Origin of the sequence: Streptomyces crystallinus (assembly GCF_039521265.1) — a bacterium.
Lineage (GTDB): Bacteria > Actinomycetota > Actinomycetes > Streptomycetales > Streptomycetaceae > Streptomyces > Streptomyces crystallinus.
In genome coordinates this window covers 15,499-39,454 of sequence record NZ_BAAACA010000003.1, presented here as the reverse complement: position 1 = coordinate 39,454, position 23,956 = coordinate 15,499, and the positions used below count along the sequence as shown (strand labels likewise).

25 protein-coding genes and 1 pseudogene are annotated in these 23,956 nt (G+C 72.2%); 15 read left to right on the top strand and 11 right to left on the bottom strand.

Going from position 1 to position 23,956, the window contains the following annotated elements:
* The first annotated feature begins 20 nt into the window (after positions 1-20).
* On the top strand, positions 21-1,202 hold the full coding sequence (gene dnaJ, locus ABD236_RS01740; RefSeq protein ID WP_344069005.1) for a molecular chaperone DnaJ: 1,182 nt from the start codon (positions 21-23) through the stop codon (positions 1,200-1,202).
* 1 nt (position 1,203) lies between these two features.
* The gene (locus ABD236_RS01735; protein ID WP_344069003.1) at positions 1,204-1,665 is read left to right on the top strand and encodes a heat shock protein transcriptional repressor HspR; all 462 of its coding nucleotides are present in this window, start codon (positions 1,204-1,206) and stop codon (positions 1,663-1,665) included.
* Positions 1,666-1,733: 68 nt separating this feature from the next.
* Here ABD236_RS01735 and ABD236_RS01730 read toward each other — a convergent pair whose 3' ends face one another.
* The 3 genes and pseudogenes from ABD236_RS01730 to ABD236_RS01720 all read right to left on the bottom strand — a co-directional run.
* A complete protein-coding gene (locus tag ABD236_RS01730) occupies positions 1,734-1,991 on the bottom strand; it encodes a hypothetical protein (RefSeq protein WP_344069001.1) in 258 nt (85 codons plus the stop codon).
* Complete coding sequence (locus tag ABD236_RS01725; RefSeq protein ID WP_344069167.1) at positions 1,985-2,125, bottom strand: hypothetical protein; 141 nt, start codon at positions 2,123-2,125, stop codon at positions 1,985-1,987. Before ABD236_RS01725 ends, ABD236_RS01730 begins: the two co-directional genes overlap by 7 nt.
* A 20-nt stretch (positions 2,126-2,145) precedes the next feature.
* Positions 2,146-2,457: pseudogene (locus tag ABD236_RS01720) on the bottom strand (hypothetical protein); the annotation flags it as partial.
* Positions 2,458-2,585: 128 nt separating this feature from the next.
* On the opposite strand from ABD236_RS01720, the gene ABD236_RS01715 reads away from it, so the two are divergent.
* Positions 2,586-3,461 carry a sigma-70 family RNA polymerase sigma factor gene (locus ABD236_RS01715; RefSeq protein ID WP_344069149.1) on the top strand — a complete coding sequence of 292 codons (876 nt, stop codon included), beginning with the start codon at positions 2,586-2,588 and terminating at the stop codon, positions 3,459-3,461.
* 92 nt (positions 3,462-3,553) lie between these two features.
* On the opposite strand, the gene ABD236_RS01710 is transcribed toward ABD236_RS01715, so the two are convergent.
* From ABD236_RS01710 to ABD236_RS01695, 4 genes are all read right to left on the bottom strand, one after another.
* Positions 3,554-4,825 carry a lactonase family protein gene (locus ABD236_RS01710; protein ID WP_344068999.1) on the bottom strand — a complete coding sequence of 424 codons (1,272 nt, stop codon included), beginning with the start codon at positions 4,823-4,825 and terminating at the stop codon, positions 3,554-3,556.
* 63 nt (positions 4,826-4,888) lie between these two features.
* Positions 4,889-6,319 carry a vanadium-dependent haloperoxidase gene (locus ABD236_RS01705; RefSeq protein ID WP_344068997.1) on the bottom strand — a complete coding sequence of 477 codons (1,431 nt, stop codon included), beginning with the start codon at positions 6,317-6,319 and terminating at the stop codon, positions 4,889-4,891.
* 284 nt (positions 6,320-6,603) lie between these two features.
* A complete protein-coding gene (locus ABD236_RS01700) occupies positions 6,604-6,789 on the bottom strand; it encodes a helix-turn-helix domain-containing protein (protein ID WP_344069146.1) in 186 nt (61 codons plus the stop codon).
* Positions 6,790-6,872: 83 nt separating this feature from the next.
* The gene (locus ABD236_RS01695; protein WP_344068995.1) at positions 6,873-7,412 is read right to left on the bottom strand and encodes a hypothetical protein; all 540 of its coding nucleotides are present in this window, start codon (positions 7,410-7,412) and stop codon (positions 6,873-6,875) included.
* 588 nt (positions 7,413-8,000) lie between these two features.
* Between ABD236_RS01695 and ABD236_RS01690 the strand changes: the two genes are divergently transcribed.
* Together ABD236_RS01690 and ABD236_RS01685 are read left to right on the top strand one after the other, a co-directional pair.
* Positions 8,001-8,384: a transcriptional regulator gene (locus ABD236_RS01690; protein ID WP_344069143.1), complete on the top strand. Its 384-nt coding sequence runs from the start codon at positions 8,001-8,003 to the stop codon at positions 8,382-8,384.
* 13 nt (positions 8,385-8,397) lie between these two features.
* A complete protein-coding gene (locus ABD236_RS01685; protein WP_344068993.1) occupies positions 8,398-8,880 on the top strand; it encodes a hypothetical protein in 483 nt (160 codons plus the stop codon).
* Between the two features lie 27 nt (positions 8,881-8,907).
* Here ABD236_RS01685 and ABD236_RS01680 read toward each other — a convergent pair whose 3' ends face one another.
* Entirely contained in the window at positions 8,908-9,837 is a 930-nt protein-coding gene (locus ABD236_RS01680; protein WP_344068992.1) for a helix-turn-helix transcriptional regulator, read from the bottom strand.
* Between the two features lie 398 nt (positions 9,838-10,235).
* On the opposite strand from ABD236_RS01680, the gene ABD236_RS01675 reads away from it, so the two are divergent.
* A complete protein-coding gene (locus tag ABD236_RS01675; protein WP_283142738.1) occupies positions 10,236-10,556 on the top strand; it encodes a Rieske (2Fe-2S) protein in 321 nt (106 codons plus the stop codon).
* 134 nt (positions 10,557-10,690) lie between these two features.
* Here ABD236_RS01675 and ABD236_RS01670 read toward each other — a convergent pair whose 3' ends face one another.
* On the bottom strand, positions 10,691-11,143 hold the full coding sequence (locus ABD236_RS01670; protein WP_344068991.1) for a pyridoxamine 5'-phosphate oxidase family protein: 453 nt from the start codon (positions 11,141-11,143) through the stop codon (positions 10,691-10,693).
* 118 nt (positions 11,144-11,261) lie between these two features.
* Between ABD236_RS01670 and clpB the strand changes: the two genes are divergently transcribed.
* Both clpB and ABD236_RS01660 read left to right on the top strand, forming a co-directional pair.
* Complete coding sequence (gene clpB, locus ABD236_RS01665) at positions 11,262-13,859, top strand: ATP-dependent chaperone ClpB (protein ID WP_344068988.1); 2,598 nt, start codon at positions 11,262-11,264, stop codon at positions 13,857-13,859.
* Between the two features lie 114 nt (positions 13,860-13,973).
* Positions 13,974-14,513: a type III secretion system chaperone family protein gene (locus ABD236_RS01660; protein ID WP_344068986.1), complete on the top strand. Its 540-nt coding sequence runs from the start codon at positions 13,974-13,976 to the stop codon at positions 14,511-14,513.
* 10 nt (positions 14,514-14,523) lie between these two features.
* On the opposite strand, the gene ABD236_RS01655 is transcribed toward ABD236_RS01660, so the two are convergent.
* Positions 14,524-15,579, bottom strand: a complete 1,056-nt coding sequence (locus ABD236_RS01655; protein WP_344068984.1) for a hypothetical protein — start codon at positions 15,577-15,579, stop codon at positions 14,524-14,526.
* Positions 15,580-15,771: 192 nt separating this feature from the next.
* Positions 15,772-16,974 carry a pyridoxal phosphate-dependent aminotransferase gene (locus ABD236_RS01650; protein ID WP_344068982.1) on the bottom strand — a complete coding sequence of 401 codons (1,203 nt, stop codon included), beginning with the start codon at positions 16,972-16,974 and terminating at the stop codon, positions 15,772-15,774.
* 88 nt (positions 16,975-17,062) lie between these two features.
* Here ABD236_RS01650 and ABD236_RS01645 point away from each other — a divergent pair, with 88 nt between their 5' ends.
* From ABD236_RS01645 to fbaA, 7 genes are all read left to right on the top strand, one after another.
* Positions 17,063-17,350, top strand: a complete 288-nt coding sequence (locus ABD236_RS01645) for a hypothetical protein (RefSeq protein ID WP_344068980.1) — start codon at positions 17,063-17,065, stop codon at positions 17,348-17,350.
* Positions 17,351-17,728: 378 nt separating this feature from the next.
* On the top strand, positions 17,729-18,253 hold the full coding sequence (locus ABD236_RS01640) for a DUF2617 family protein (RefSeq protein WP_344068978.1): 525 nt from the start codon (positions 17,729-17,731) through the stop codon (positions 18,251-18,253).
* A gap of 122 nt (positions 18,254-18,375) precedes the next feature.
* Entirely contained in the window at positions 18,376-19,956 is a 1,581-nt protein-coding gene (locus ABD236_RS01635; protein WP_344068976.1) for a polyamine aminopropyltransferase, read from the top strand.
* Between the two features lie 81 nt (positions 19,957-20,037).
* Positions 20,038-21,105 carry an SRPBCC domain-containing protein gene (locus ABD236_RS01630; protein WP_344068974.1) on the top strand — a complete coding sequence of 356 codons (1,068 nt, stop codon included), beginning with the start codon at positions 20,038-20,040 and terminating at the stop codon, positions 21,103-21,105.
* A 69-nt stretch (positions 21,106-21,174) separates the two neighbouring features.
* On the top strand, positions 21,175-21,981 hold the full coding sequence (locus ABD236_RS01625) for an aldose epimerase family protein (protein ID WP_344068972.1): 807 nt from the start codon (positions 21,175-21,177) through the stop codon (positions 21,979-21,981).
* A gap of 24 nt (positions 21,982-22,005) precedes the next feature.
* Positions 22,006-22,545, top strand: a complete 540-nt coding sequence (gene pyrE, locus ABD236_RS01620) for an orotate phosphoribosyltransferase (RefSeq protein WP_344068970.1) — start codon at positions 22,006-22,008, stop codon at positions 22,543-22,545.
* Positions 22,546-22,845: 300 nt separating this feature from the next.
* Complete coding sequence (gene fbaA / locus ABD236_RS01615) at positions 22,846-23,868, top strand: class II fructose-bisphosphate aldolase (protein WP_101389020.1); 1,023 nt, start codon at positions 22,846-22,848, stop codon at positions 23,866-23,868.
* Positions 23,869-23,956: the final 88 nt, after the last annotated feature.

Genomic DNA, 23,956 nt, shown 5'->3' with positions numbered 1-23,956 from the left:
GTCCGGAAGGAGGGACGTCGATGAGCACGAAGGACTTCGTCGAGAAGGACTACTACAAGGTCCTCGGCGTCCCCAAGGACGCCACCGAGGCCGAGATCAAGAAGGCGTACCGCAAGCTCGCCCGCGAGTTCCACCCGGACGCCAACAAGGGCGACGCCAAGGCGGAGGAGCGCTTCAAGGAGGTCTCCGAGGCGAACGACATCCTCGGTGACCCCAAGAAGCGCAAGGAGTACGACGAGGCGCGCGCCCTCTTCGGCAACGGCGGCTTCCGGGCCGGTCCGGGCGCCGGCGGCGGCAGCTTCAACTTCGACCTGGGCGACCTCTTCGGAGGCGCCCAGGCCGGGGCGGGCGGCGGTGGCGGCTTCGGCGGCGGCCTGGGCGACGTCTTCGGCGGCCTCTTCAACCGGGGCGGCGCGGGCCCGGGCACCCGGACCCAGCCGCGCCGCGGCCAGGACCTGGAGTCCGAGGTGACGCTCAGCTTCACCGAGGCGGTCGACGGGGCCACGGTCCCGATCCGGCTCTCCAGCCAGGCCCCCTGCAAGGCCTGTTCGGGCACCGGCGACAAGAACGGCACGCCCCGGGTGTGCCCGACCTGCGTCGGCACCGGCCAGGTCTCGCGCGGCACCGGCGGCGGCTTCTCGCTCACCGACCCGTGCGTGGACTGCAAGGGCCGCGGTCTGATCGCGGAGAACCCGTGCGAGGTCTGCAAGGGCAGCGGGCGGGCCAAGTCGTCGCGGACCATGCAGGTCAGGATTCCGGCGGGCGTCTTCGACGGCCAGCGGATCCGGCTGCGCGGCAAGGGAGCGGCGGGCGAGCGGGGCGGACCCGCGGGCGACCTCTATGTGGTCGTGCACGTCGACAGCCACCCGGTCTTCGGCCGCAAGGACGACAACCTCACCGTCACCGTGCCCGTCACCTTCGTGGAGGCGACGCTCGGCGGCGAGGTCAAGGTGCCCACCCTCGGCGGGCCCCCGGTCACCCTGAAGCTCCCCGCGGGCACGCCCAACGGCCGTACGATGCGGGCCCGGGGCAAGGGCGCGGTCCGCAAGGACGGCTCCCGCGGCGACCTGCTGGTCACCGTGGAGGTCATGGTGCCCAAGGACCTCGGCGACAAGGCACGCGAAGCCCTGGAGGCGTTCCGCGAGGCGACTGCGGACGACGATCCGCGGGCAGAACTGTTCCAGGCCGCGAAGGGAGCATGAGATGGACGGCCGACGACGACGCTTCGACATGTCACAGCCGTACGAACTGACCGACGAATCGCCGGTGTACGTCATTTCGGTCGCCGCTCAGCTCTCCGGGCTGCATCCGCAGACCCTGCGCCAGTACGACCGCCTCGGCCTGGTCTCGCCCGACCGCACGGCCGGGCGCGGCCGGCGCTACTCGGCCCGCGACATCGAACTGCTCCGTACGGTGCAGACGCTGTCGCAGGACGAGGGCATCAACCTGGCCGGCATCAAGCGCATCATCGAGCTGGAGAACCAGGTGGCCGCGCTCCAGCAGCGCGTCGCCGAGCTCTCGGCGGCGGTGGACGGGGCGGCGGCCGCGATGCGGCAGCGCGAGGCCCAGGTCCACGCGTCGTACCGGCGCGATCTGGTGCCCTACCAGGACGTGCAGCAGACCAGCGCCCTGGTGGTGTGGCGGCCCAAGCGGCCGTCGGAGTAGTCCCTACGCGAAAAGGGCCCGCACCCCGTGAGGGAGTGCGGGCCCTTTTCGCGTTCCACGACAGGCTCTCAGTGGCCCGTGCCCTGCCAGACGCTCACCGCGAGGGCGGCGCAGGAGGTCAGGGCGGCGATCGCGGGCAGCGGCCAGCGGGCGCGCTCCAGCGCGTCCAGGCGGTCGTCGTGCTCGGAGAGGGTCTTGTCGGTCTGGTCGGCGCGCTGGAGCAGCAGCGCCAGATCGCCCCGGGTGGTGGCGAAGCCGACCTCCACCGACCGGCGCAGCCGTTCCAGCTCGATGGCGACCCCTTCTGCCTGGCCGCTGCTCACCATGACGGCTCCTTCGGTAGATGTCTGATCAGCACCGCGAGGCGGCGGGAGGAGAGCCGGCCGCGGTACCAGTCGAGGAGGTCCACGCCGTAGTGGCGCAGCAGCGCGGCTTCGAGCGCCTCGGCGTTGTCCTCCACGTACGCGCCGAGGCGCAGCCTTCCCCCAGGCCGAGCCCGGTGTCCCGGCCCCAGGAAGCGAGGACCGCCTCGATGTCGGGCGGCGTGGGGCGATGGCGGCGAAGGCGTGCGGACTGGGCCTCGCCGAGGAGGAGTTCGAGGGAGGCGCGCAGGTCGTCGCCGCCGAGGGCGCGCAGCCCGCGGGCGCTCTCCCGGGTGAGTTCCCGGGGCAGCTCGAAGAGCTCGCCGCCCAGCTCGAAGGCCCAGGCGCGGCCGAGCGCCTCCAGGCGCTGGGCGCGGGCCGCGTCGACCCGGGCGGCGCCGGGGGCGGGTGATACGGGTGGTCGGGGCATGCTGCCTCCGTCAAATGGCCTGATCCATCACGCTGTTGAGGGTCGAGTGGGCGTACCCGGGGGGCGGGTCAGCGGATACAGTCGGTGTCACCTCTACGGGTGAGGCAGGGGAAGAAGTGACCGTGAACGTGGACGAGGGCGAACGGCTGGCCGAGCGGTTCGAAGCCAACCGGACCCACTTGCGGGCCGTCGCCTACCGGATACTCGGCAACCTCAACGAGGCGGACGACGCCGTCCAGGAGGCGTGGCTGCGTCTCAGCCGCACCGACGCCGGCTGCGTGAAGAACCTCGGCGGCTGGCTCACCACCGTCGTGGGACGGGTCTGTCTGGACATGTTGCGCTCCCGCGACTCACGGCGTGAGCTGCTGTACGACGAGCCCGTGCCGGTGCGTGCGCGCGAGCACGAGGAGCCCGGCGACCCGGAGCACGAGGTGCTGCTCGTGGACTCGGTGGGGCTGGCGATGCTGATCGTGCTGAACACCCTGGCGCCCGCCGAGCGGATCGCCTTCGTGCTGCACGACATGTTCATGGTGCCGTTCGACGAGATCGCTCCCGTGGTGGGGCGGTCGGTGGTGGCCACCCGCCAGCTGGCCAGCCGGGCGCGGCGCCGGGTGCAGGAGTCCGCGCCGGTGCCGGACGCGGATCTGGCGCGCCAGCGGGAGGTCGTCGACGCGTTCTTCGCCGCCTCGCGGGCGGGCGACTTCGACGCGCTGCTCGCCCTGCTCGACCCGGACGTGGTGGTCCGGGCCGATCGGGCGACGGTGGAGGTCGGGGCGATGGGGGAGGTCCGGGGGGCGCTGGCGGTGGCCGGCACGTTCAAGGGGCGGGCACAGTTCGCCCAACTGGCGCTGGTGGAGGGGACGGTGGGCGCGGTGTGGGCCCCCGGCGGCGAGCTCAAGGTGGTCATCGGGTTCTCGCTGGCGGGCGGCCGGATCACCGAGATCACGCTGCGGGCCGACCCGGACCGGCTGCGGCGGCTGGACCTGGCGGTCCTGGCCGCGTAGGGCGTACGAGGGGGCCCACGGCCGGCGTTCGCGGGACGGCCGTGGGCCCCTGCTCTCGTCCGGCCCGCAGCCGCATCCGCGACCTGAGCGGGTCAGAACGCCACGATGCCCTCCGACCCGGGCGCGAGCCCGCCCGCGCTGGGGGCCAGGACCCCGGGGCTCACCACCCGCGGCGGGTCGTCGGCCACGCCGAAGCCCTTCAGGGTGGTCAGACCCGCGTTCGCCTCGATGCGGTACGCGCTGATGGACATCTTGTCGCAGTACGGCGTGCCCTCCACGTACGTGGGCAGCCGCGGGTCGGCGATCTTCTCGTCGATCCCGGCGGTGAGCACGTACATGTACAGGCCGTCGTTGGTGATCGCCATGTCCTGGGTGGCGTGCGAGTTGCGGGTGACGGCGAGGTGGCCGTCCGCCGGGAAGAGGGTGATGGCGCCCTGCTCGTCGATGCGGAAGGCGCCGATCGAACCGCTCTGCGCGTTCGCCACGTACACGACGCCCGGGTCGAGGACGCTGTTCGCCGTCCAGCAGGTGGTGAGCTCCGTGGTGGTCACCGCGGCGCTGATCACCTGGAGGGTGCCGTCGCGGTTGACGTGGTACGTGGACATGGAGCCCAGGAAGCCGGGGGCGCCGATGATCTCGGTCACCATCAGCACGTCGCCGTGGAAGGTGGCGGTGAAGGGGGCGAGGCCGGCCGACTGGTTGCGCACCGGCTCGCCCGCCCTGCCGTACGCGTCGACGGGGAAGACGTCGATGACATTGGTCTGCCGCTCGGTGACGATCAACTGGGTGCCGTCGGGCGTGAACTGGATCTGCGAGGGCCCGGCCGCCGCGCCGCCGATCAGGGACCGGTGGGAGCCCTCGATGGCGGTGAGGGTGCCGTCGTCGCCGATCTGGAAGCCGGAGATCGAGCCGTCGGTGGCGTTCACGGCGTACAGCAGGCCGCCGTGCACGGCCAGGCTGACCGGGCGGACGCCGCCGGTGGCGACCCGGCTGACCAGCCGCAGCCGCTCGCCCTCGACGGCGAGCGAGGAGACCTCGTCGCTGCCGGAGTCGACGCCGAACAGGAACCGCTGGTCCTCACTGGCGATCAGCGAGCCCTGCGAGACCAGCGGGTCGGAGGTGTCCTCCAGGTCGTAACTGCGGCCAACGCCGAGGCCGCCGGTGGGGTAGGTGCCCTTGCGGGTCAGGTTGCCGTAGACGTCACGGGTGAAGACCGTCACCGAGTTGCCGGTCTCCTGGTTGCTCATCACATAGACGAAGCCGCCGCGCCGGGACGTGGCCGGGGGCGGGTTGTCGCCGGGGTGGCCGGATCCGGGCTCGGTCACGGCCTCGGTCACGGCGTCGGTGGTCTCATTCGTTTCCACGGTGAATTCCTTTGCGGAATGCGGCTTGCGGCCGCGGAACAACAGATGCATCGGCGTGTGGCCCTAGGCCGCGGGGCCGGCCGCGCGGGAGGCGCGCAGACCGTGCCGGGCGATGTCGTTCGCGATGTCGAGTCCGAGCCGGACACCGCCGATGTTGAGACTCAGGTCCATGTCGCCCGAGGCGTTCGGGACCCAGCCGTCGTAATTCCAGTGCACGCCGAGGAAAACCCGGCTGAGGCTGTTCTCGCGGATCATTTCCCAGAGCCCGCCGGGGAAGGTGCGGACGACTCGGGTCCGGGCGATCCCGTTTGTGTCGGTGGTGGTGCCATTCAGCTCGTCGGACACGAATTCCAGACCGTCCGCGAGCTGGTCGGGGCCGTAATTCCCGTGGCGGTAGAACTGCCGTACCGACTGGAAGGCGGCGGCGCCGAGGGTGGCGTGGCCGGACGGGTAGGAGGGGAACGAGGGCGTCCTGTTGACCTTGCCGCCCGGGTTGTTGGAGTTGGGCGCGCCCAGCGGCAGCCACTCGGGGTCGGCGTCGGTGCCCAGCGCCGCCGTGCCTCTGCCGGCCGGGCCCGAGGAGATGTCCTGCTCACGGATGCCGACGACCGGCCGCCACAGGTCGTAGAAGTACTTGTCGTACCAGGCCAGGATGGCCGCGTCCGCCATGGCCGCGTTGGCCAGGGCGAACAGCCGGGCGTTCTGGCCGGTGTCGTTGTTCTGGGCCTGGGCGACCTTGCGGACGATCTGGTTGTAGAGCCGGGGCGGCGTGCCCAGGCCGACGACCCCGTCGTACGCCCAGAACGTGCCCACGGCGGTCTCCTGCTGGGAGCGCAGGCCCGCGCGCAGGTCCTGGGGCAGCGCGCCCATCAGGTGCGTGGCGATGCCCTTGGCGCGCACCTGGCGCAGCGCCGCCTGGTAGCGCGGGGTGCCCGGCTGCGGCGGGGCGTCGAGGTGGTGGCGGGTGGTGGCCGCGAAGAGGTGGGAGCGGGCGCCGTAGTAGGCCGCGTACGCGGTCTGGCCCGGGTCGACGGGGTCGGGCCGGTGGTGCGGGCGGTCGACGGAGTAGACATAGCCGTCGTCGCCGAGGCCGGGGTCGCCGTGCCGCAGCGACTGGAGGGCGCCCGCGACCTTCAGGCCGAAGGCGTGGCCGTCGCTGGTGCCCTGGCCAGCCGGGAGCCCGGCGGCCCGGTGCTGGGAGTTGAAGTAGTCCTTCTGGGTCGGGTAGAGCGCGTTGAGCGTGGCGTGCGCGGCGGCGGCGACCGCCGCGTCGGAGGAGGCGCCGACCGGTGCCTGGGGCAGTGCGGAGCCCAGGTAGCAGTCGTGGCCGGGGTGGATGCCGTAGTAGGCGTCGTGCATGGCGAGATGCACCATCGCCAGCGAGCGGGTGGCGCCGCAGGGCCCCCGTGAGCCGCTCTCGGCGGGGGCGCCCGTGGTGTGGGTGGTGCGGTCGGCCTCCAGGGCGACCGCGTTCCAGAACAGGATCTGATCCACTGGTGATGTTCCCTTCGCGATACCCCCCGGCGTGCTGGTGGTGACGCCGGCGGGAAATGCTGTGGCGCGTCGGATGGACAATGCGCCAGGGCAACACGAAGCGGCAGACCCGTCGCCCCGTAGGTGGGCGCAGTTCTGCCGCTGCGACAAGTGTGATCCAGGGCGCCGGAATCCGCAACCGGTCTTTTTTCAGGGGCATTTGGCGCCGGGCGGGAAGGCATGGGAAATGGCCCCGCCCGCAGGGGGCGAGGCCATTTCCCGATCGTCGGCAGGGGATTTCGGAGCTAGGGGTGGATCTCCTTGCGGTGTACGGTCCGCTCCGCCGCGAAGACGTCCTCGAGGCGGTACAGCAGCCGCCGGCCCTGCCTGCCGGCGGACCGCAGATGGCCGAGCTGGACCCACTTGCGGATGGTCGCGGGCGAGACGGCGACCTCGGCGGCGGCCAGATCGCCCGACACCAGCCCGGACACCGGGCCGGGCCCCGGCTTCGACACCACCCCAGGCACCGCCCCTGACACCGTCCCCGGCACCGCCCCCCGTACCGCGAACGCGCTCACGACGTCTCCTCCAGGGCCGTCTCCACGACATGGCGGCAGACCGGGTTCACACAGAGCACGGCGCCGCGCTCCGGGAAGATGCGCAGCGACACCGAGTCGCACGCCGGGCAGCGCCCGCCGAGCCGGATCATCTGCTCCGGGTCCCCGAGCTCACGGGCGCAGCGCCGGGCCATCCGCCGGGTCTCCTCCGTGAGATGGGCGGCCAGGTCGGGCAACTCCCGTATCCGGTCCAGGAGTCCGGCGACGCGGCGCAGCCGGACCACCACCGGGGCCGGGGCCGCCGGACGCAGGCCGAGCCGCTCCCGTACCGCCTCCTCCAGCTCGACCACGCCGTCGGTGATGTCCCGCACGGCGTCGGAGATGTGCAGCCGGATCGGGGCGGTGGTGGCGCGCGAGCCGCCGCCGGGCCGCTCGCGCGGGCCGGCGGGGGACGGGGCCAGCTCCGCGAGCAGGTCGGGGAAGCGGCGGGCCAGCGACTCCAGCCAGACCGCGTCCGTGTGCTCACCCGTCGCCGCGCCCGCGGCCCGCGTCGTCATCGCCCCGCCTGCCGGGAGGCGTCCGCCCTGGTCCTCTTGACCTCGCGGCCGTTGCGCCAGAGCCGTCCGCCGCTCACTCCGTCGAAGAAGGTGTGCGCGGGGTCGACGACCACCTCGCACTCCCTGCGGATGGGACATTGGTTGCATGCTCGCAATACCGGTTCCGCTTCGGAGGGAACACGGGTGAATACGGAGTGCTGTGGGAGGTTCACGCAGGCGGCGGCCCTGCGCCAGTCGAGCTCGTCCGCCGAGCGGGATAAGTCCGAGGTCAAGGGTGTCTTCGGGATGATCGTCGGTGCGGGCATGTGCAAACCCCTCCCCACGTATGGGAACACGAGTTCGGCAAATTGCGAACGCGTGATCAGGGTGGCACGGTGCGTGCGCGTACGCAAGCGACTCCTGCGCGCGAGCGCGCACCTACTGTCGTGCGAGCACCCCGGCGGTACGCTGTCCCCGGCGACGAGGGAGAGCGACCACATGGGTTCGAGCGCACGGGCCGGCGCCCGCAACGAGCAGGGCTACCGTGGCGAGGGCGGCCGCGGCCACGCGGGCGGCCTGGAGGAGTTCGCCGCCTGGATCGAGCGCCTGATGCGGCTGCGGAACTACGACATCGACAGCCCGCGCGGCGGCGGCAAGTCGAAGCTCGCGGACGACGCCGGGGTCCACCGGGCCGCCGTGAGCAGGCTGTTGCAGCGCCAGAGCATGCCCGACCTGGAGACCATGCGCAGACTGGCGGCCGTGCTCGGCGTGCCGCTGCGGGACATGCTCATCCGCTCCGGCCGGCTCTCCGAGGACGATCTGCCGATCGCCGTGAGCCGGGGCGGGCAGGACGGGGAGGGCGCCGAGGCGCTCAGCCCCGAGGAGGCCGCCCGGCGCATGGGGGTGCCTCCCGAACTGCGGGAGCTCTTCGTCCGTGTGACGCGGGCGTTCCTGCCGGAGAGCGGCGAGGGGGCGGGCGGCCCGGGGGCCTGAAGGAGGGCGGGGGATGGCGGACGGCGACGGTTCAGCGGCCGAACAGGACGCTCTGGCCCAGCTGTTGGGGGGCCTGCTGATCGAACTGGGCGAGAAGGTCCGGCGCGCCGGGCTCGACGGCGTACGTGTCCTCACCGACGCCGAGCTCCAGTCCGAGCAGTTGCGCTGGTTCCGGGAGGGCTGGGAGGAGCACGCCCGTGTCCTGGGCGGCCCCCCGGCGGGGAGGGGCGAGGACGGGCGCGGGCGGCCCCTGGAGGGGGAAGGGTATCCGGGGGGCGGGGACGCGGCCGGGCACCCCGAGGCGGGCCAACCCCCCGCGCCCGGGCGGCTGTTGCGCTTCCCCCAGTCCCCCGACGGGCGCCCCGCGCATCCGCTTCCGATCGTGGGCACGGGCGAGACGCGCGGCAGGGACCTGATGCCGCACCGCCCTCGCGGACGGCAGCGGGGAAGGGGGACGGACGAGGGCGATCCACCGGGCAGCCACCCTCACGTGTGAGCGCGCTCCGCGGCCGTGCGTACCGGTTCAGTCATCCTGCTCCAGGATCCCCGACTGGGCGATGAGATAGCCCAGTTGCGCCCGGCTGCCGCTGCCGAGCGCCGCGTTCAGCTTGGCGATGTGCGCGCGGCAGGTACGGACGTTCATCCCGAGCCGCCGGGCGATCGAGTCGTCCACATGCCCCTCCACCAGCAGCTTGGCGATGGAGCGCTGGACGCCCGTGATGCCCTCCGCCTTGGAGGAGCCGTACGGGACCTCCTCCTCCCACGGCACCGCGTGCAGCCAGAACTGGTCGAAGACGCCGACCAGGTACTGCACAAGACCCTCGTGCCGCAGTTCGAGGGCGACCCGGCGGTCGCTGCGCGCGGGGATGAAGGCCACCCGGCGGTCCACGATGATCAGCCGGTCGATGATCTCTTCCAGCGTGCGCACCTCGAGCCCGTAGGGCGCGATCCGCTCCACGTATCCGATGGTCGCGGAGTGGTGGCGGGCGGTGTGCTGGTAGAGGGTGCGCATGTCCACGCCCCGGTCGAGCAGCGGCTGGACCCGGCGCAGCCCCGACTCCAGGGTCTCGGGTCTGCGGCCGCTGCCGGGCTGGATGGTGAGCAGCTCCTTGGTGCACTCGTCGATGACGCGGTCCAGCGTCGTGTTGATGAGTTCGAGTCCCTCAAGGACCGTGATCGCGTGGGTGCTTGCCGCGTCTTCGCTGGTGATGGTCATAAACGGCTCGAAAGTGCTGGCCAGCGACATCGACAGCTTCCTGCGCTCCTGGATCTCGCGTTCCAGGGGCTGCACGAGCTGGTTCAGGACGACGGAGGGAGGGACCGGCCGCAGCTGCTCCGCGTCGTCCGCGTCGGGCCGCAGCAGCGCGAGATCGATGAGACAGGGAGCGGCCTGGGCTTCTGTGCGAGTTATTCCGCCGGTACGCAACGCGGTGGCGTAGAGGGTCTTGCCCATCTCGCACAGGTCTGTAGGGCCATGACTATGTCCGAAGTGCCCCTGATACAACCGGATTACACCCCCCTCATACTCCTGAATTACAGGAACATGATGCCTGGCCTCGCTGGTGGAAGCGCTCAGAGTGAGCCATCGTCTTGTACGCGGGGGGAGGGAATGATCATAAAGAGGTGGAGATCGGCCATGAGCAGGATGGTTCGAGCACTTAGCGCTATAGCCGTTGTCACGGCTGCTCTTTGCGCTCTCGCCGCGAACGGGGAACCCACGTGGGAGAGCACGCCGTCCCACAAGACCGTGGCGGCCCCTGGGGAGCCCACCTGGGAGCACAAGCCGGTGACGCGGATCCTGGCGGCTCCTGTGGAGCCGACCTGGGAGGTCGCGCCCGCGGGTGTAAGCGCATGAGCCTCCCGCCGGACGACCGGGTCTTCCGGCGCGAGATGGCCACGGCCTACCGCTCGGGGTGGCACTTCATCGACCTCGTCACGGCGATCCCCCATCGTGGCGATTCGTTGATGGTCACCCTGTTCGGCGAGCCGATCCTGGTCGCGCGTGAGGACGACGAGGACGTGCGTGCCTACCGGTGCCTGCGCCGGCCACGCGGGGCGCCGCAGCCGATTCGCTGTGCCGTGCGCTACGGCATGGTCTTCGTCAACCTGGACCAGCGTGACCACCAACTGTTCGACCCCGAGTCATCTACCGCCACCCCCCGCAGTGCCTGAAGCGATTCCCCCGTCGTTGTAAATCGCTCAGGCGCTTCCCCCACACAGCGGCGCCATCGTGGACCTGAACACGGTGGCGCCGCTGTGCTGCGCGCGCACGTACGCGAGGCGCCCGCGCCGTAAGGGCCGGGGGCTCAGCCCTTGCCCATCGCCCGCTCCAGGACGATCTCGATCAGCACCCGGTCCGGGTTCTCGCGCGGCACCCGCCCGTACCGCTCGGCGTACCGCGCCACCGCCCCGGCGATCTGCCCCGGCTCGGTCCGTACGTACGCCCGGCCCTCCAGCGTGGCCCAGCGGCGCCCGTCCACCTGGCAGACCGCCGCCCGCGCCCCCGCCTCCCCGGCCGCCAGGACGTTGCGCACCTTCCTGCTGTTCCGGTCGGCGATCACCCGCGCGACCCCCTCCTGCGGGTCGTAGGTCACCCCCACCGGCACCAGGTGCGGGCTGCCGTCCGGGCGCGGGGTGGTCAGCGTGCACAGATGCCGCTCGCGCCAGAAGCTGAGATAGGCCGCGTCCGGCTGGCGGGGGTCCACAGGGGTACGCGTGCGGGAGGCCGGGACGGCGGCCGTTTCGGTGCTGGTGGTCATGGGCCGGAAATCTACGCCGAACCGGATCCCGCTACCTTGAGCGGAATAGGCTCAACTTTATGTACGCTGGATGAGTCATGGAGTTCGTACCCCCTGTGCCGAGAAGGAGGGAGCGCACGTGGACGCCGAGCTGACCAACAAGAGCCGGGACGCGATCAACGCCGCCAGCAACCGGGCCGTGTCCGACGGACACCCGGACCTGACGCCCGCGCACCTGCTCCTCGCCCTCCTGACGGGCGAGGAGAACGAGAACATCGTCGACCTGCTGGCGGCCGTCGACGCCGACCAGGCCGCCGTGCGGTCGGGGGCGGAGCGGCTGCTCGCCGCGCTGCCCAGCGTCACCGGCTCCACGGTCGCCCCGCCGCAGCCCAACCGGGAGCTGCTCGCCGTCATCGCCGACGCCGCACAGCGCGCCAAGGAGCTCGGCGACGACTACCTCTCCACCGAACACCTGCTCATCGGCCTGGCCGCGAAGGGCGGACAGGCCGGCGAGCTGCTCGCCGGGCAGGGCGCCACGGCCAAGAAGGTCCTTGAGGCATTCGAGACAGTACGAGGAGGACGGCGGGTGACCACCCCCGACCCCGAGGGCCAGTACAAGGCCCTGGAGAAGTTCGGCACGGATTTCACGGCCGCGGCCCGCGAGGGCAAGCTCGACCCGGTCATCGGCCGGGACCAGGAGATCCGCCGGGTGGTGCAGGTGCTCTCCCGGCGCACCAAGAACAACCCGGTGCTCATCGGTGAGCCCGGCGTCGGCAAGACCGCGGTCGTGGAGGGCCTGGCCCAGCGGATCGTGAAGGGCGACGTCCCGGAGTCCCTGAAGAACAAGCGGCTCGTCTCGCTGGACCTGGGCGCCATGGTGGCCGGGGCGAAGTACCGGGGCGAGTTCGAGGAACGGCTGAAGACGGTCCTCGCCGAGATCAAGGAGAGCGACGGCCAGATCGTCACCTTCATCGACGAGCTGCACACGGTCGTCGGCGCGGGCGCCGGCGGCGACTCCGCCATGGACGCGGGCAACATGCTCAAGCCGATGCTGGCCCGCGGCGAGCTGCGGATGGTGGGCGCCACCACGCTCGACGAGTACCGCGAGCGCATCGAGAAGGACCCGGCCCTGGAGCGCCGCTTCCAGCAGGTGCTGGTCGCCGAGCCCACGGTCGAGGACACCATCGCCATCCTGCGCGGCCTCAAGGGCCGGTACGAGGCCCACCACAAGGTCGTGATCGCGGACAGCGCGCTGGTCGCGGCCGCCACCCTCTCCGACCGCTACATCACCTCCCGCTTCCTGCCCGACAAGGCCATCGACCTGGTCGACGAGGCCGCCTCGCGCCTCCGTATGGAGATCGACTCCTCGCCGCTGGAGATCGACGAGCTCCAGCGGGCGGTGGACCGCCTCCGCATGGAGGAGCTGGCCCTGTCCAAGGAGACGGACGCGGCGAGCAAGGAGCGCCTGGAGAAGATCCGCCGCGACCTCGCCGACAAGGAGGAGGAGCTGCGCGGCCTCACCGCCCGCTGGGAGAAGGAGAAGGAGGGCCTGAACCGGGTCGGTGAGCTCAAGGAGCGCCTCGACGACCTGCGCGGCCAGGCCGAGCGCGCCCAGCGCGACGGCGACTTCGACACCGCCTCCAAGCTGCTGTACGGCGAGATCCCGACCCTGGAGCGCGAGCTGGAGGCGGCCTCCGAGGCCGAGCAGGAGGCGGCCCGGGACACCATGGTCAAGGACGAGGTGGGCCCCGACGACATCGCGGACGTGGTCGGCTCCTGGACCGGCATCCCGGCCGGGCGCCTGCTGGAGGGCGAGACGCAGAAGCTGCTGCGCATGGAGGACGAGCTGGGCCGCCGGCTGATCGGCCAGAGCGAGGCCGTGCGCGCGGTCTCGGACGCGGTGCGGCGCACCCGGGCGGGCATCGCCGACCCCGATCGGCCCACCGGCTCCTTCCTCTTCCTCGGCCCGACCGGCGTCGGCAAGACGGAGCTGGCCAAGGCGCTGGCCGACTTCCTCTTCGACGACGAGCGGGCGATGGTCCGCATCGACATGTCGGAGTACGGCGAGAAGCACAGCGTGGCCCGGCTGGTCGGCGCCCCGCCCGGGTACGTGGGGTACGAGGAGGGCGGTCAGCTCACCGAGGCGGTGCGCCGCCGCCCGTACAGCGTGGTGCTGCTCGACGAGGTCGAGAAGGCGCACCCGGAGGTCTTCGACGTCCTGCTCCAGGTCCTCGACGACGGCCGTCTCACCGACGGCCAGGGCCGTACGGTCGACTTCCGCAACACGATCCTGGTGCTGACGTCCAACCTGGGCAGCCAGTTCCTGGTCGAGCCGCTGACCTCCGAGGAGGAGAAGAAGCAGCAGGTCCTGGAGGTGGTCAGGGCCTCCTTCAAGCCGGAGTTCCTCAACCGCCTGGACGACCTGGTGGTCTTCTCCGCGCTCAGCAAGGACGAGCTGGCGCACATCGCCGAGCTCCAGATCGGCCGCCTCGCCAAGCGCCTGGCCGACCGCCGCCTCACCCTGGACGTCACCCCCGAGGCCCTGGCCTGGCTCGCCGACGAGGGCAACGACCCGGCGTACGGCGCCCGCCCGCTGCGCCGCCTCATCCAGACCGCCATCGGCGACCGCCTCGCCAAGGAGATCCTGGCGGGCGAGGTCAAGGACGGCGACACGGTCCGCGTCGACCGCGTCGGCGACGGCCTGACCGTGGGCGCCGCGACCGGAAAGAGCCTCTAGCCGGATGAGCGCGCCGGGATTCGGTCAGCCGTCAGCGGATACCCGTGGCGGGGGTTGCCAGCCCCCGCCCGGCATGGGAGAGGATGACCGGAACCGTACGAAGGAAGATTCACGATGAGCATCGACCCGTCCTCGATTCCGAATTTCGGGGCTCAGCCCGGCCCGCAGCCCACCGGTGGACCGGCCGGGCCCGTCGTACCCGACCAGGACCTGGTCAAGCAGCTCCTGGACCAGATGGAGCTCAAGTACGTGGTGGACGACGAGGGCGACCTCGCCGCGCCGTGGGAGGAATTCCGCACGTACTTCATGTTCCGCGGCGAGGAGGACCAGCAGGTCTTCTCGGTGCGGACCTTCTACGACCGCCCCCACGGCATCGAGGACAAGCTCGCGCTGCTGGAGACGATCGACGACTGGAACCGCCGCACCCTGTGGCCCAAGGTCTACACGCACACCCACGACGACGGCGCCGTCCGCCTCATCGGTGAGGCGCAGATGCTGATCGGCACCGGCGTCGCCCTGGAGCACTTCGTGTCGTCGACGGTCAGCTGGGTCCGCGCCTCCATCGAGTTCGACAAGTGGCTCGTGGAGCAGCTCGGGCTGGAGAAGGACGCCGAGAGCGGCACCGAGGGCGACGCCCCCGGCGACGACGCCTGACGCGTACGGCTCACAGCGCCATCGGGGCCAGCGTCAGCAGATACGCCCCGTACGCGAACGACAGCCCGGCCAGGGCCGCGGTCACCGTGACCGCCGCCCTGGGCCGGGCTTTCGTCAGCGCGGCCGCCAGCGGCAGCAGCAGCGGGAAGGCCGGCAGCAGGAACCTCGGCTTGGACTCGAAGAACCCCGAGCCGCCGACGGTGATCAGCACCAGCACCGCCGTGTGCACGAGCACCGGCAGCGGCGGCCGGTCCAGCAGGAACAGCGCGAACAGCAGCAGCGCCGCCACCGTGATCAGGAACGCCATCGTGTAGCCGAGGTCGAAGGGCGCGGTGGCGAGCTTGCGGGCGAAGCGCAGCGTGCCGCGCCCGAAGTCGAACCGGGACGTCCAGGCGGCCTGGACCGCGAAGTAGCCGCCCAGCGGATCACCCCTTCGGACGCCGACCGACAGGACGTAACCGCACCAGCCGAGCGGCGCCACCGCCCCGGCCGCCCACACCCGCCAGTCCCGCCGTGCACCCGGCCCGCCGCGCCACAGGGCCGCCGCGGCCGCCGCCGTGACCGCCGCTGCCACCGCGACCGCGTTCGGCCGCGAGAGGCCCGCCAGGGCCGCGAGGGAGCCCGCCCACAGCCAGCGCCGCTCCAGCACCGCCCACAGCGCCCAGGCGGCCAGCGCCGTCATCACCGGCTCGGTGTACGCCATCGACAGCACGATGGAGTGCGGCAGCAGCCCCCACAGCAGCACCAGCGCGGTCGCCGTGCGCCGCCCCGTCAGCCGCTCGCCGACCGCGTAGATCCCCCACGCCGCCGCCCCCGCCGTCGTCCAGGAGACCAGCAGCCCGGCGGTGCCGCCCGCCACCGGCAGCACCGTCGTCACCATCCGCATCAGGGTCGGGTAGAGCGGGAAGAACGCCAGGTCGCTCTGGACCACCCCGCGCGGCCAGTACAGCGTCCGCCCGTAGCCGTTCGCCGCGATCCTGATGTACCAGTCGGCGTCCCACGCGGTGGCGAGCAGCGCGCGCGGCGAGCGCCCCAGGTGCCAGGCCCACCCCGCCAGACACAGCATCCCGGTGAGCCGGACGGCGGCGAACAGGCCGAGCGCGGGGGCCGCCCGGCGCAGCGCGGCCAGCCGGGTCGGTGTGGACAGGGCGGCGCCGGACCGGCGTACGAGGGCGGTGATCTCGGCGGACAGGGTGCACCTCCGGGCGCGCGCGTGGTCGGTCCTCCCCGGCCTTCGGCGGCGCCTCGTCCCGCGAGCTCAGCCCGCGAGCGCCTTCAGCCGGGAGACGGCCTCTTGGAGCACACTCTCCCTCTTGCAGAAGGCAAATCGGACGAAAGGCGCGCCCGCGTCCCGGTGGTCGTAGAAGACGGCGTTGGGAATCGCCACCACCCCGCAGCGCTCCGGCAGCGCGCGGCAGAAGGCGAAGCCGTCGCCGCCGTGCGAGAGCTCCACGCCCAGCGGGCGGATGTCGGTGGTGACGAAGTAGGTGCCCGCCGGGCGGTACACCGCGAAGCCGGCGGCCGCGAGGCCCGCGCTCAGCAGGTCGCGCTTGGCCCGCAGGTCCTCGCGCAGAGCGTCGAAGTACGCGTCGGGCAGCCGCAGCGCCTCGGCGACCGCGTACTGGAAGGGGCCGGAGGCCACGTACGTCAGATACTGCTTGGCCGAGCGCACGGCGGTGACCAGCTCGGGGGCGGCCGTCACCCAGCCGACCTTCCAGCCGGTGAAGGAGAACGTCTTGCCCGCCGAGCCGATGGTGACCGTCCGCTCGCGCATCCCGGGCAGCGTGGCGATCGGCAGGTGCTCGCCGTCGAAGACCAGGTGCTCGTACACCTCGTCGGTCACCACCAGCAGATCCCGCTCGCAGGCCAGCTCCGCCACCGCGGTCAGCTCCTCGCGGGTGAGCACGGTGCCGGTGGGGTTGTGCGGGGTGTTGAGCAGGATGAGGCGGGTGCGCGGGGTGACGGCGGCGCGCAGCTCGTCCAGGTCGAGGTGGTAGCGCCCGGCGTCGGGCCGCAGCGTCACCGGGACGCGCACACCGCCCGCCATGGCGATGCACGCCGCGTACGAGTCGTAGTACGGCTCCAGCGCGATCACCTCGTCCCCCGGCTCCACCAGGGCGAGCAGCGCGGCCGCGATCGCCTCGGTGGCGCCCGCCGTCACCAGCACCTCGCGGTCCGGGTCGCACGCGAGCCCGTAGCGGCGCCGCTGGTGGTCCGCGATCGCGGCGCGCAGCTCGGGTACGCCCGGGCCCGGCGGGTACTGGTTGCCGCGCCCGTCCCGCAGCGCCCGCACGGCCGCCTCGCGCACCTCCTCGGGTCCGTCGGTGTCGGGGAAGCCCTGGCCGAGGTTGATGGCTCCGGTCGACACCGCCAGGGCGGACATCTCGGCGAAGACCGTGGTGCCGAACTCGGCGAGGCGGCGGTTGAGGAGAGGGCGCGCGCTGGAGGTCATGGCGGCCATCCTGCGCGGAACCTCTGGAGTTGCTCAAGTCTGCTTTCGCGCGCGAGGGCCGAGGGAATCCCCCTGGCACAACGGAGAACGAAGGACGGTGGGGGAGATGGGATATGTGGTCGCGGGAGCCGTACTGGTCCTGATCTGGTACGTCGTCGGCAGGCTGACCAGGGGAAGCAACGCCAAGTGGCGCCGCGGGTGGTACGGACGCGGCTCCGCCGGCTCCTCCGGCTCGGGCGGTTCCTCCGGGTCCTGGTGGGCCGGGGACAGCGGCGACAGCGGTGGCGGCCACAGCCACCACGGCGGCCACTCGTGCGGCGGCGGCCACTCCTCCTGCGGGGGCGGTTCGTCCTGCGGGGGCGGCGGCTGCGGCAGCTCCAGCTGACACCCGAACGCCGGTCCCACCGACCGGCACCCACCGACCGGGGCTGACCGGGTGCGGCGGTCGCGGCTGACACGGGGCAGCCGATTCCGTCCGCACGCCCCTTCCACGCGCCCGGCGGGCCCGGACCCGCCGGGCGCCTTGGCGCGCACCCTCCGGTTGAACAGGTGAACCGTGTTGCATCCCAGGGGATGGAAACCACGTCAAGTTGGGTAAAAACGCTGTGAGCGGCGCGTAGTTCATGATTCCCTCGCTGTTGAGAAACGCAGCCCACGGCCCCCCACCGGGCGGACCTGAGCAGCGGTCCCCCTTCCCTCGCACCGGTTCCGGGGTGACCCCGGCCCTCCACCCTCCCCATGTGTGTTTTTGCGGAGCCCACCCATGCTCACGACTCTCAAGACCGTCTACACCGACACGCGTGCCAGCGATCTCGCCTGGGCTCTGGGCCGGGAGCCGCTGCCCGCCCTGGCCGTCCTCGACCTCGAACTGTCCGGTGCCAAGCTCCAGTTGAGACTGCTCGGCGCCTCCCACCAGGTGCTCCTCGAAGAGGAACAGGGCTCCTGTTCGGAGACCGTCGCCTGTATGCCCGGCAGCAGCACCCCGCTGCCCCTCGGGGTGGCGAAACGTCTCGGGGAGTGGGAGTACGAGTTCGCCGCGCGGGTGGAGACGCTGTCCGGGGGCTCGTTCGCGGGGCGCGCCCAGGAGTTGCTCGCGCTGGTCGCCGATCACCCCAACGGCCTTGCAGGGACGTTTCCCGGCTCGCCGCACGCGTTCACCGCGATGCTCGCGCAGCGCGGCGAGGGCCAGGTGCGCTGGCGGACCTGGCACGCGTACCCCCAGGAGGGGCAGTTGGTGGTGACACGAACGAGGGTCGGTGTGCGGATGGCGGCGCCCGTCGCGCTGTGAGAGTGCTTGCAGGCAGGAGGGGGTGCACCGCCACTCCGGGGGCCGTAATTCCCTCCGCCGTGCGCTAGTTGCACTCTTGTGGGTGACAGGATGCCAGCGAGTCGTGACGTAGCGTTCCCATCATGATCGAACCGTCTGTGCCCGTCCTGCCCTGTGGCATCCCGCCGCCGGCACCCCGGCGCAGCACCGCGCGGTTCATCGTGCTCGGCACCGTGTTCATCTGCGCGGCCTGCGGACTCGTCTACGAACTCGAACTGGTCGCCCTCGCCTCGTACTTGATCGGCGACTCGGTCACCCAGGCCTCCGTCGTGCTGTCCGTGATGGTCTTCGCCATGGGCATCGGCTCCCTGCTGGCCAAACGGCTGCGGCTGCGCGCCGCCGTCGGCTTCGGCCTCATCGAGGCCGCCCTGGCGCTGGTCGGCGGCTGCTCGGCGATGGTGCTGTACGCGACGTTCGCGTGGCTCGGCGGCGCGAGATACGCGCTGGTGGCGTTCTCGCTCGCCATCGGCGTCCTCATCGGCGCGGAGATCCCGCTCCTGATGACCCTGATCCAGCGCGTCTCCCGGCAGGACCCGGGCGGCACGGTCGCGGACCTCTTCGCCGCCGACTACGTGGGAGCGCTCGTCGGCGGCCTCGCCTTCCCCTTCCTGCTGCTGCCGTTACTCGGCCAGCTCACGGGGGCGCTGCTGACCGGCGCGGTCAACGCGGTGGCGGGCGGCGCCCTGGTGCTGTGGCTGTTCCGGCGGGACCTGAGCCCCCGCGCCCGCTGGTGGCTCTTCGCGGCGAACGTGCTGGTCCTCGCGGTCCTGGCGGTCACCACCGCCCTGGTCGGCGCCTTCGAGCAGGCGGCGCGGCGCGCGGTGTACGGGGGACAGGTGCGGGTCGCCGTGCAGACCGGGGTGCAGGAGATCGTCCTCACCGGCAGCCGCACCGGACACGGCCCCGGCGGCCCGCTCGACCTCTTCCTCGACGGCCGGCTGCGGGTCAGCGGCCGCGACGAGCACCGCTACCACTCGGCCCTGGTGCGCCCCGCGATGGAGAGCGGGCGGCACCGGCGCGTGTTGATCCTGGGCGGCGGGGACGGGCTGGCCGCGCGCGAGGTGCTGCGCTTCGCCGACGTGCGGTCGGTGACCCTGGTCGAGCTGGACGCGGGCGTGGTCGACCTGGCCCGCCACGACCCGGCGCTGTCGGCGCTGAACGGCCGGGCGTACGAGGACCGCCGGGTGCGGCCGGTGGTCGCGGACGCGTTCGGCTGGCTGCGCGGGCCGGGGCGGTCGGCCGGGCCGTTCGACGTGGTGATCTCCGATCTGCCGGACCCGGGCATCACCCCGTCCACCAAGCTCTACTCGGAGGAGTTCTTCGGCCTCGCCGCGCGGGTGCTGGCGCCGGGCGGGCGGTTCGTGGTGCACGGCGGCCCGGTCGCCACGCGCGCGCACACGTACTGGACGGTGGAGTCGACGGTACGGGCGGCGGGCCTGTGGACCGTGCCGTACCGCGCGACCGGCCGCCTCACCGGCTTCACGGCGGGCCCCGACCGCGCCTCGGGCGCCACCAAGGCCCCGCACGACTGGGGTTTCGTGCTGGCCTCGCCCTCCGGGCCGCCGGGCGCCCCGCTCGCCCCCGAGCTGGAGCCGCTGGGCGACGCGCGCCCCGCGCAGGAGCTGCCCCCCTCGACGCTGGTGCACCCGCGCTACACGGGATGAGGACGGGACGGGAGGGGTTCGTCCCGGGCCGCCGCCGCGTTTGCGCAGACGTGGCGGCCACCCCTGAGTAGGCTCGATTCCATGGAGCATGAGGTGTTCGTTCCGGTTGAGGTCCAGTCCCTTCGCCAGACGCTGCGGGACCCGGCGCGGGTCGCCCGCTGCGTCCCGGGGCTACAGCAGGACGCGGGAGAGCCACCGGTGGCCGGGCGGCTCAAGCTGCGCGTCGAGGGCCACACGATCACCTATCGGGGCACGATGCGGATCACCGAGCTCGACGAGGACACCTTCGGCGTGGAGGCGCAGGGCACGGAGGCGCGCGGCACGGGCGCGGGCAAGTTCTCCCTCACACTCCGGCTGGCCCCCGAGGGCGAGGGCACTCGGATGTCCTTCACCGCCACGGCGACGGCGGACGGCAGGGTGGCCACGGCGACCCCGGAGGGAGCCCGGGCCTCGGCCGCCCGTCTGCTGGACCGTTTCGGCGCGGCACTGGCGGCGGACGCCGGGAGCGCGGGGGACGAGGCCGGGGACACGGCGGCGGACGCGCCCGCGCCGGACGCCACCGAGACCGGGGCGGCGATCCAGGGGGCGGAGGCCTCCGGTCCGGACCCCACCGCGCCCGAGGCGGCCGTGCCCGATACGGCCGTGCCCGATACGGCTGTGCCCGACCCGGCCGCTCCCGGTGACGCGGCCGAGGCCGCTCCCGACGCCTCCATGCCCGATTCGGCCGCCCCCGGCGCCGCTGCTGACGCGTCCGTGCCCGACCCGGCGGCCCCCGGTGACGCGTCCGAGGCCCCTCCCACCGGCCCCACCACGTCCGGCTCCGGGACGGGCGCCGACGCTTCCGGCGACGGCCACTCCGTCTTCGACGCCGTCGTCCCGCCGCCCTCGCTCGACCCGCTCGCGGAGGAGGGGTTCGACCTCCCCGGCGACGCGGACTACGTACCCGCCGAGGCGGCGCACGCACGGCGCACGATGATCGGGCGGAGCGCGGAGGAGGTCGACCACGCCCCGCCGCGCGGCCGGTACGCCCCCGTGCCCGCCCCGGCGGGCTCCGGCGCGGCGGCCACCCTGCGCTGGGTCGCCCCGGCGGCCGCGCTCGCCCTCGCCTCCGCCGTGGTGGTCGGCCGTGTGCTGCGCCGCCGCCGCTGACGGGCGCACTCCGGCCAACACGGCGGCGTGCGCGCCGGCGGGTGCGGCGACGCAAGTAGTGTCGGGGGCGTGAGTAGCGACAAGAGTGTCCGGCTGGCGGCCGGTGACGCCGAGTTGACGGTCCGTCCGGACCTGGGGTGCCGGATCGAAAGCCTCCGTATCGGCGGTACGGAAGTGCTGCGCCAGGGCGACAAGTACGGCTCGTTCCCGATGGTCCCCTGGTGCGGACGGGTCGAGCACGGCGAGTTCCGCAACGGCGGCACCAAGCACCACCTGCCGGTGAACTCCCCGCCGCACGCCATCCACGGCACCGGCCGCGACACCGTCTGGAAGCGGGTGCGCACCGGCGAGACCGAGTCCGGGCACGCCGAGGCACACTTCACCTACGACCTGGCCGAGCCCTGGCCGTACCCCGGCCGCGTCACCCAGATCTTCGAGCTGTCCGAGAGCGCGCTGACCCTCACCATGGGTGTCGAGACGTACGGCGACTCCTTCCCCGCGCAGGTCGGCTGGCACCCCTGGTTCCGGCGCAGCCTCGGCGGCGCGGACGTCCAGCTAGGGTTCAGTCCCTCCTGGCAGGAGGAGCGCGGCGACGACCATCTGCCGACGGGCCGCCGTATCGACCCGCTGCCCGGCCCCTGGGACGACTGCTTCGGGATGCCCGAGGGCGTCGACGTCACCCTGACCTGGCCGGAGCAGCTGGAGCTGAGGGTGACCAGCCGCACCGAGTGGGTGGTCGTCTACGACGAGCAGGAGGAGGCGGTGTGCGTGGAGCCCCAGTCCGGCCCGCCCAACGGCCTGAACACCCTGCCGAGGCTGGTGACGCCGGTGGACCCGCTGGAGCTGGCGACGACGTGGAGCTGGCGGCGGCTCTGAGGATGCGCCTCTAAGCTGGCGGGCATGACTGACGTACGCGCTGACCTGCTCCAGCAGATCAAGGACAAGGCCGTGGTGCACGGCAAGGTGACCCTCTCGTCGGGTCGGGAAGCCGACTACTACATCGACCTTCGCCGGATCACCCTGGACGGCGAGGCCGCGCCGCTGGTCGGTCAGGTGATGCTCGACCTCACCGCCGACCTGGACTTCGACTGCGTGGGCGGGCTGACGCTGGGCGCCGACCCGGTGGCGACCTCGATGCTGCACGCCTCGGCCGCGCGCGGACAGCGCCTGGACGCCTTCGTCGTACGCAAGGCGCAGAAGGCGCACGGGATGCAGCGCCGGATCGAGGGCACCGAGGTCAAGGGCCGTCGCTGCCTGGTGGTCGAGGACACCTCCACCACCGGCGGCTCGCCGCTGACGGCCGTCGAGGCGGTGCGCGAGGCGGGCGGCGAGGTCGTCGCCGTGGCCACCATCGTCGACCGGGGCGCGGCCGACGCGATCACCGGTGCGGGCCTGACGTACCTCACGGGCTACCAGCTCGGCGACCTGGGTCTGGCGTAGCGGTCACCGCATAGCGGTCTCTGCGCGACGGTCATCGCGCAAGGTGGCCTCCGTCGTAGCGGTCAAGATCGACTGACGGGCACTCCGAAAGTGGTGCCCCGGAGCCCTGTGCTCTCGCACACCGGGTCTGACCTGGGCTTTCCCCGAGGGGGCGGCTGTTTCACGTGAAACAGCCGCCCCCTCGCGCACACGCAGGGTGGAGCCCGGCGCAGAGTCTGGAAAGATGGGCCGCGACGATGACGTCGCCCCCAGGTCAGGGCCAGCACATAAGCAAACCCGCACATCACAAGGAGCGGACAGATGCCCATCGCAACCCCCGAGGTCTACAACGAGATGCTCGACCGGGCGAAGGCAGGCAAGTTCGCCTACCCGGCCATCAATGTGACCTCGACGCAGACCCTGCACGCTGCCCTGCGCGGCTTCGCGGAGGCCGAGAGCGACGGCATCATCCAGATCTCCACCGGCGGTGCCGAGTTCCTGGGTGGCCAGTACAACAAGGACATGGTCACGGGCGCGGTCGCGCTGGCCGAGTTCGCGCACGTCGTCGCCGCCAAGTACGACATCACCGTCGCGCTGCACACCGACCACTGCCCCAAGGACAAGCTGGACGGCTATGTCCGTCCGCTCCTGGAGGTCTCGGCCGAGCGCGTCGCCAAGGGCCTGAACCCGCTCTTCCAGTCGCACATGTGGGACGGCTCCGCCGAGACCCTCGCGGACAACCTGGCCATCGGCCAGGAGCTGCTCGCCAAGGCCGCCGCCGCCAAGATCATCCTTGAGGTCGAGATCACCCCGACCGGCGGCGAGGAGGACGGCGTCAGCCACGAGATCAACGACGAGCTGTACACCACCGTCGACGACGCGCTGCGCACCGCCGAGGCCCTGGGCCTGGGCGAGAAGGGCCGCTACCTGCTGGCCGCCTCCTTCGGCAACGTCCACGGCGTCTACAAGCCGGGCAACGTCGTGCTGCGTCCGGAGCTCCTCAAGGACCTCCAGGAGGGCGTCGCCGCGAAGTACGGCAAGGCCTCCCCGTTCGACTTCGTCTTCCACGGCGGCTCCGGCTCCACCGAGCAGGAGATCGCGACCGCGCTGGAGAACGGCGTCGTCAAGATGAACCTCGACACCGACACCCAGTACGCCTTCACGCGTCCGGTCGCGGACCACATGTTCCGCAACTACGACGGCGTCCTGAAGGTCGACGGCGAGGTCGGCAAGAAGTCGACCTACGACCCGCGCACCTGGGGCAAGCTCGCCGAGGCCTCGATGGCCAAGCGCGTCACCGAGGCGTGCGCGAACCTGCGCTCGACCGGCACGAAGCTGAAGTAAGAGCCTGTTTCCGAACCCCCGCCTGCGCCCCCGGGCGGACGACGGGGGTTCGGAAACAGGCTCTAGGCGCGCGGGCCCACCGCCCGCG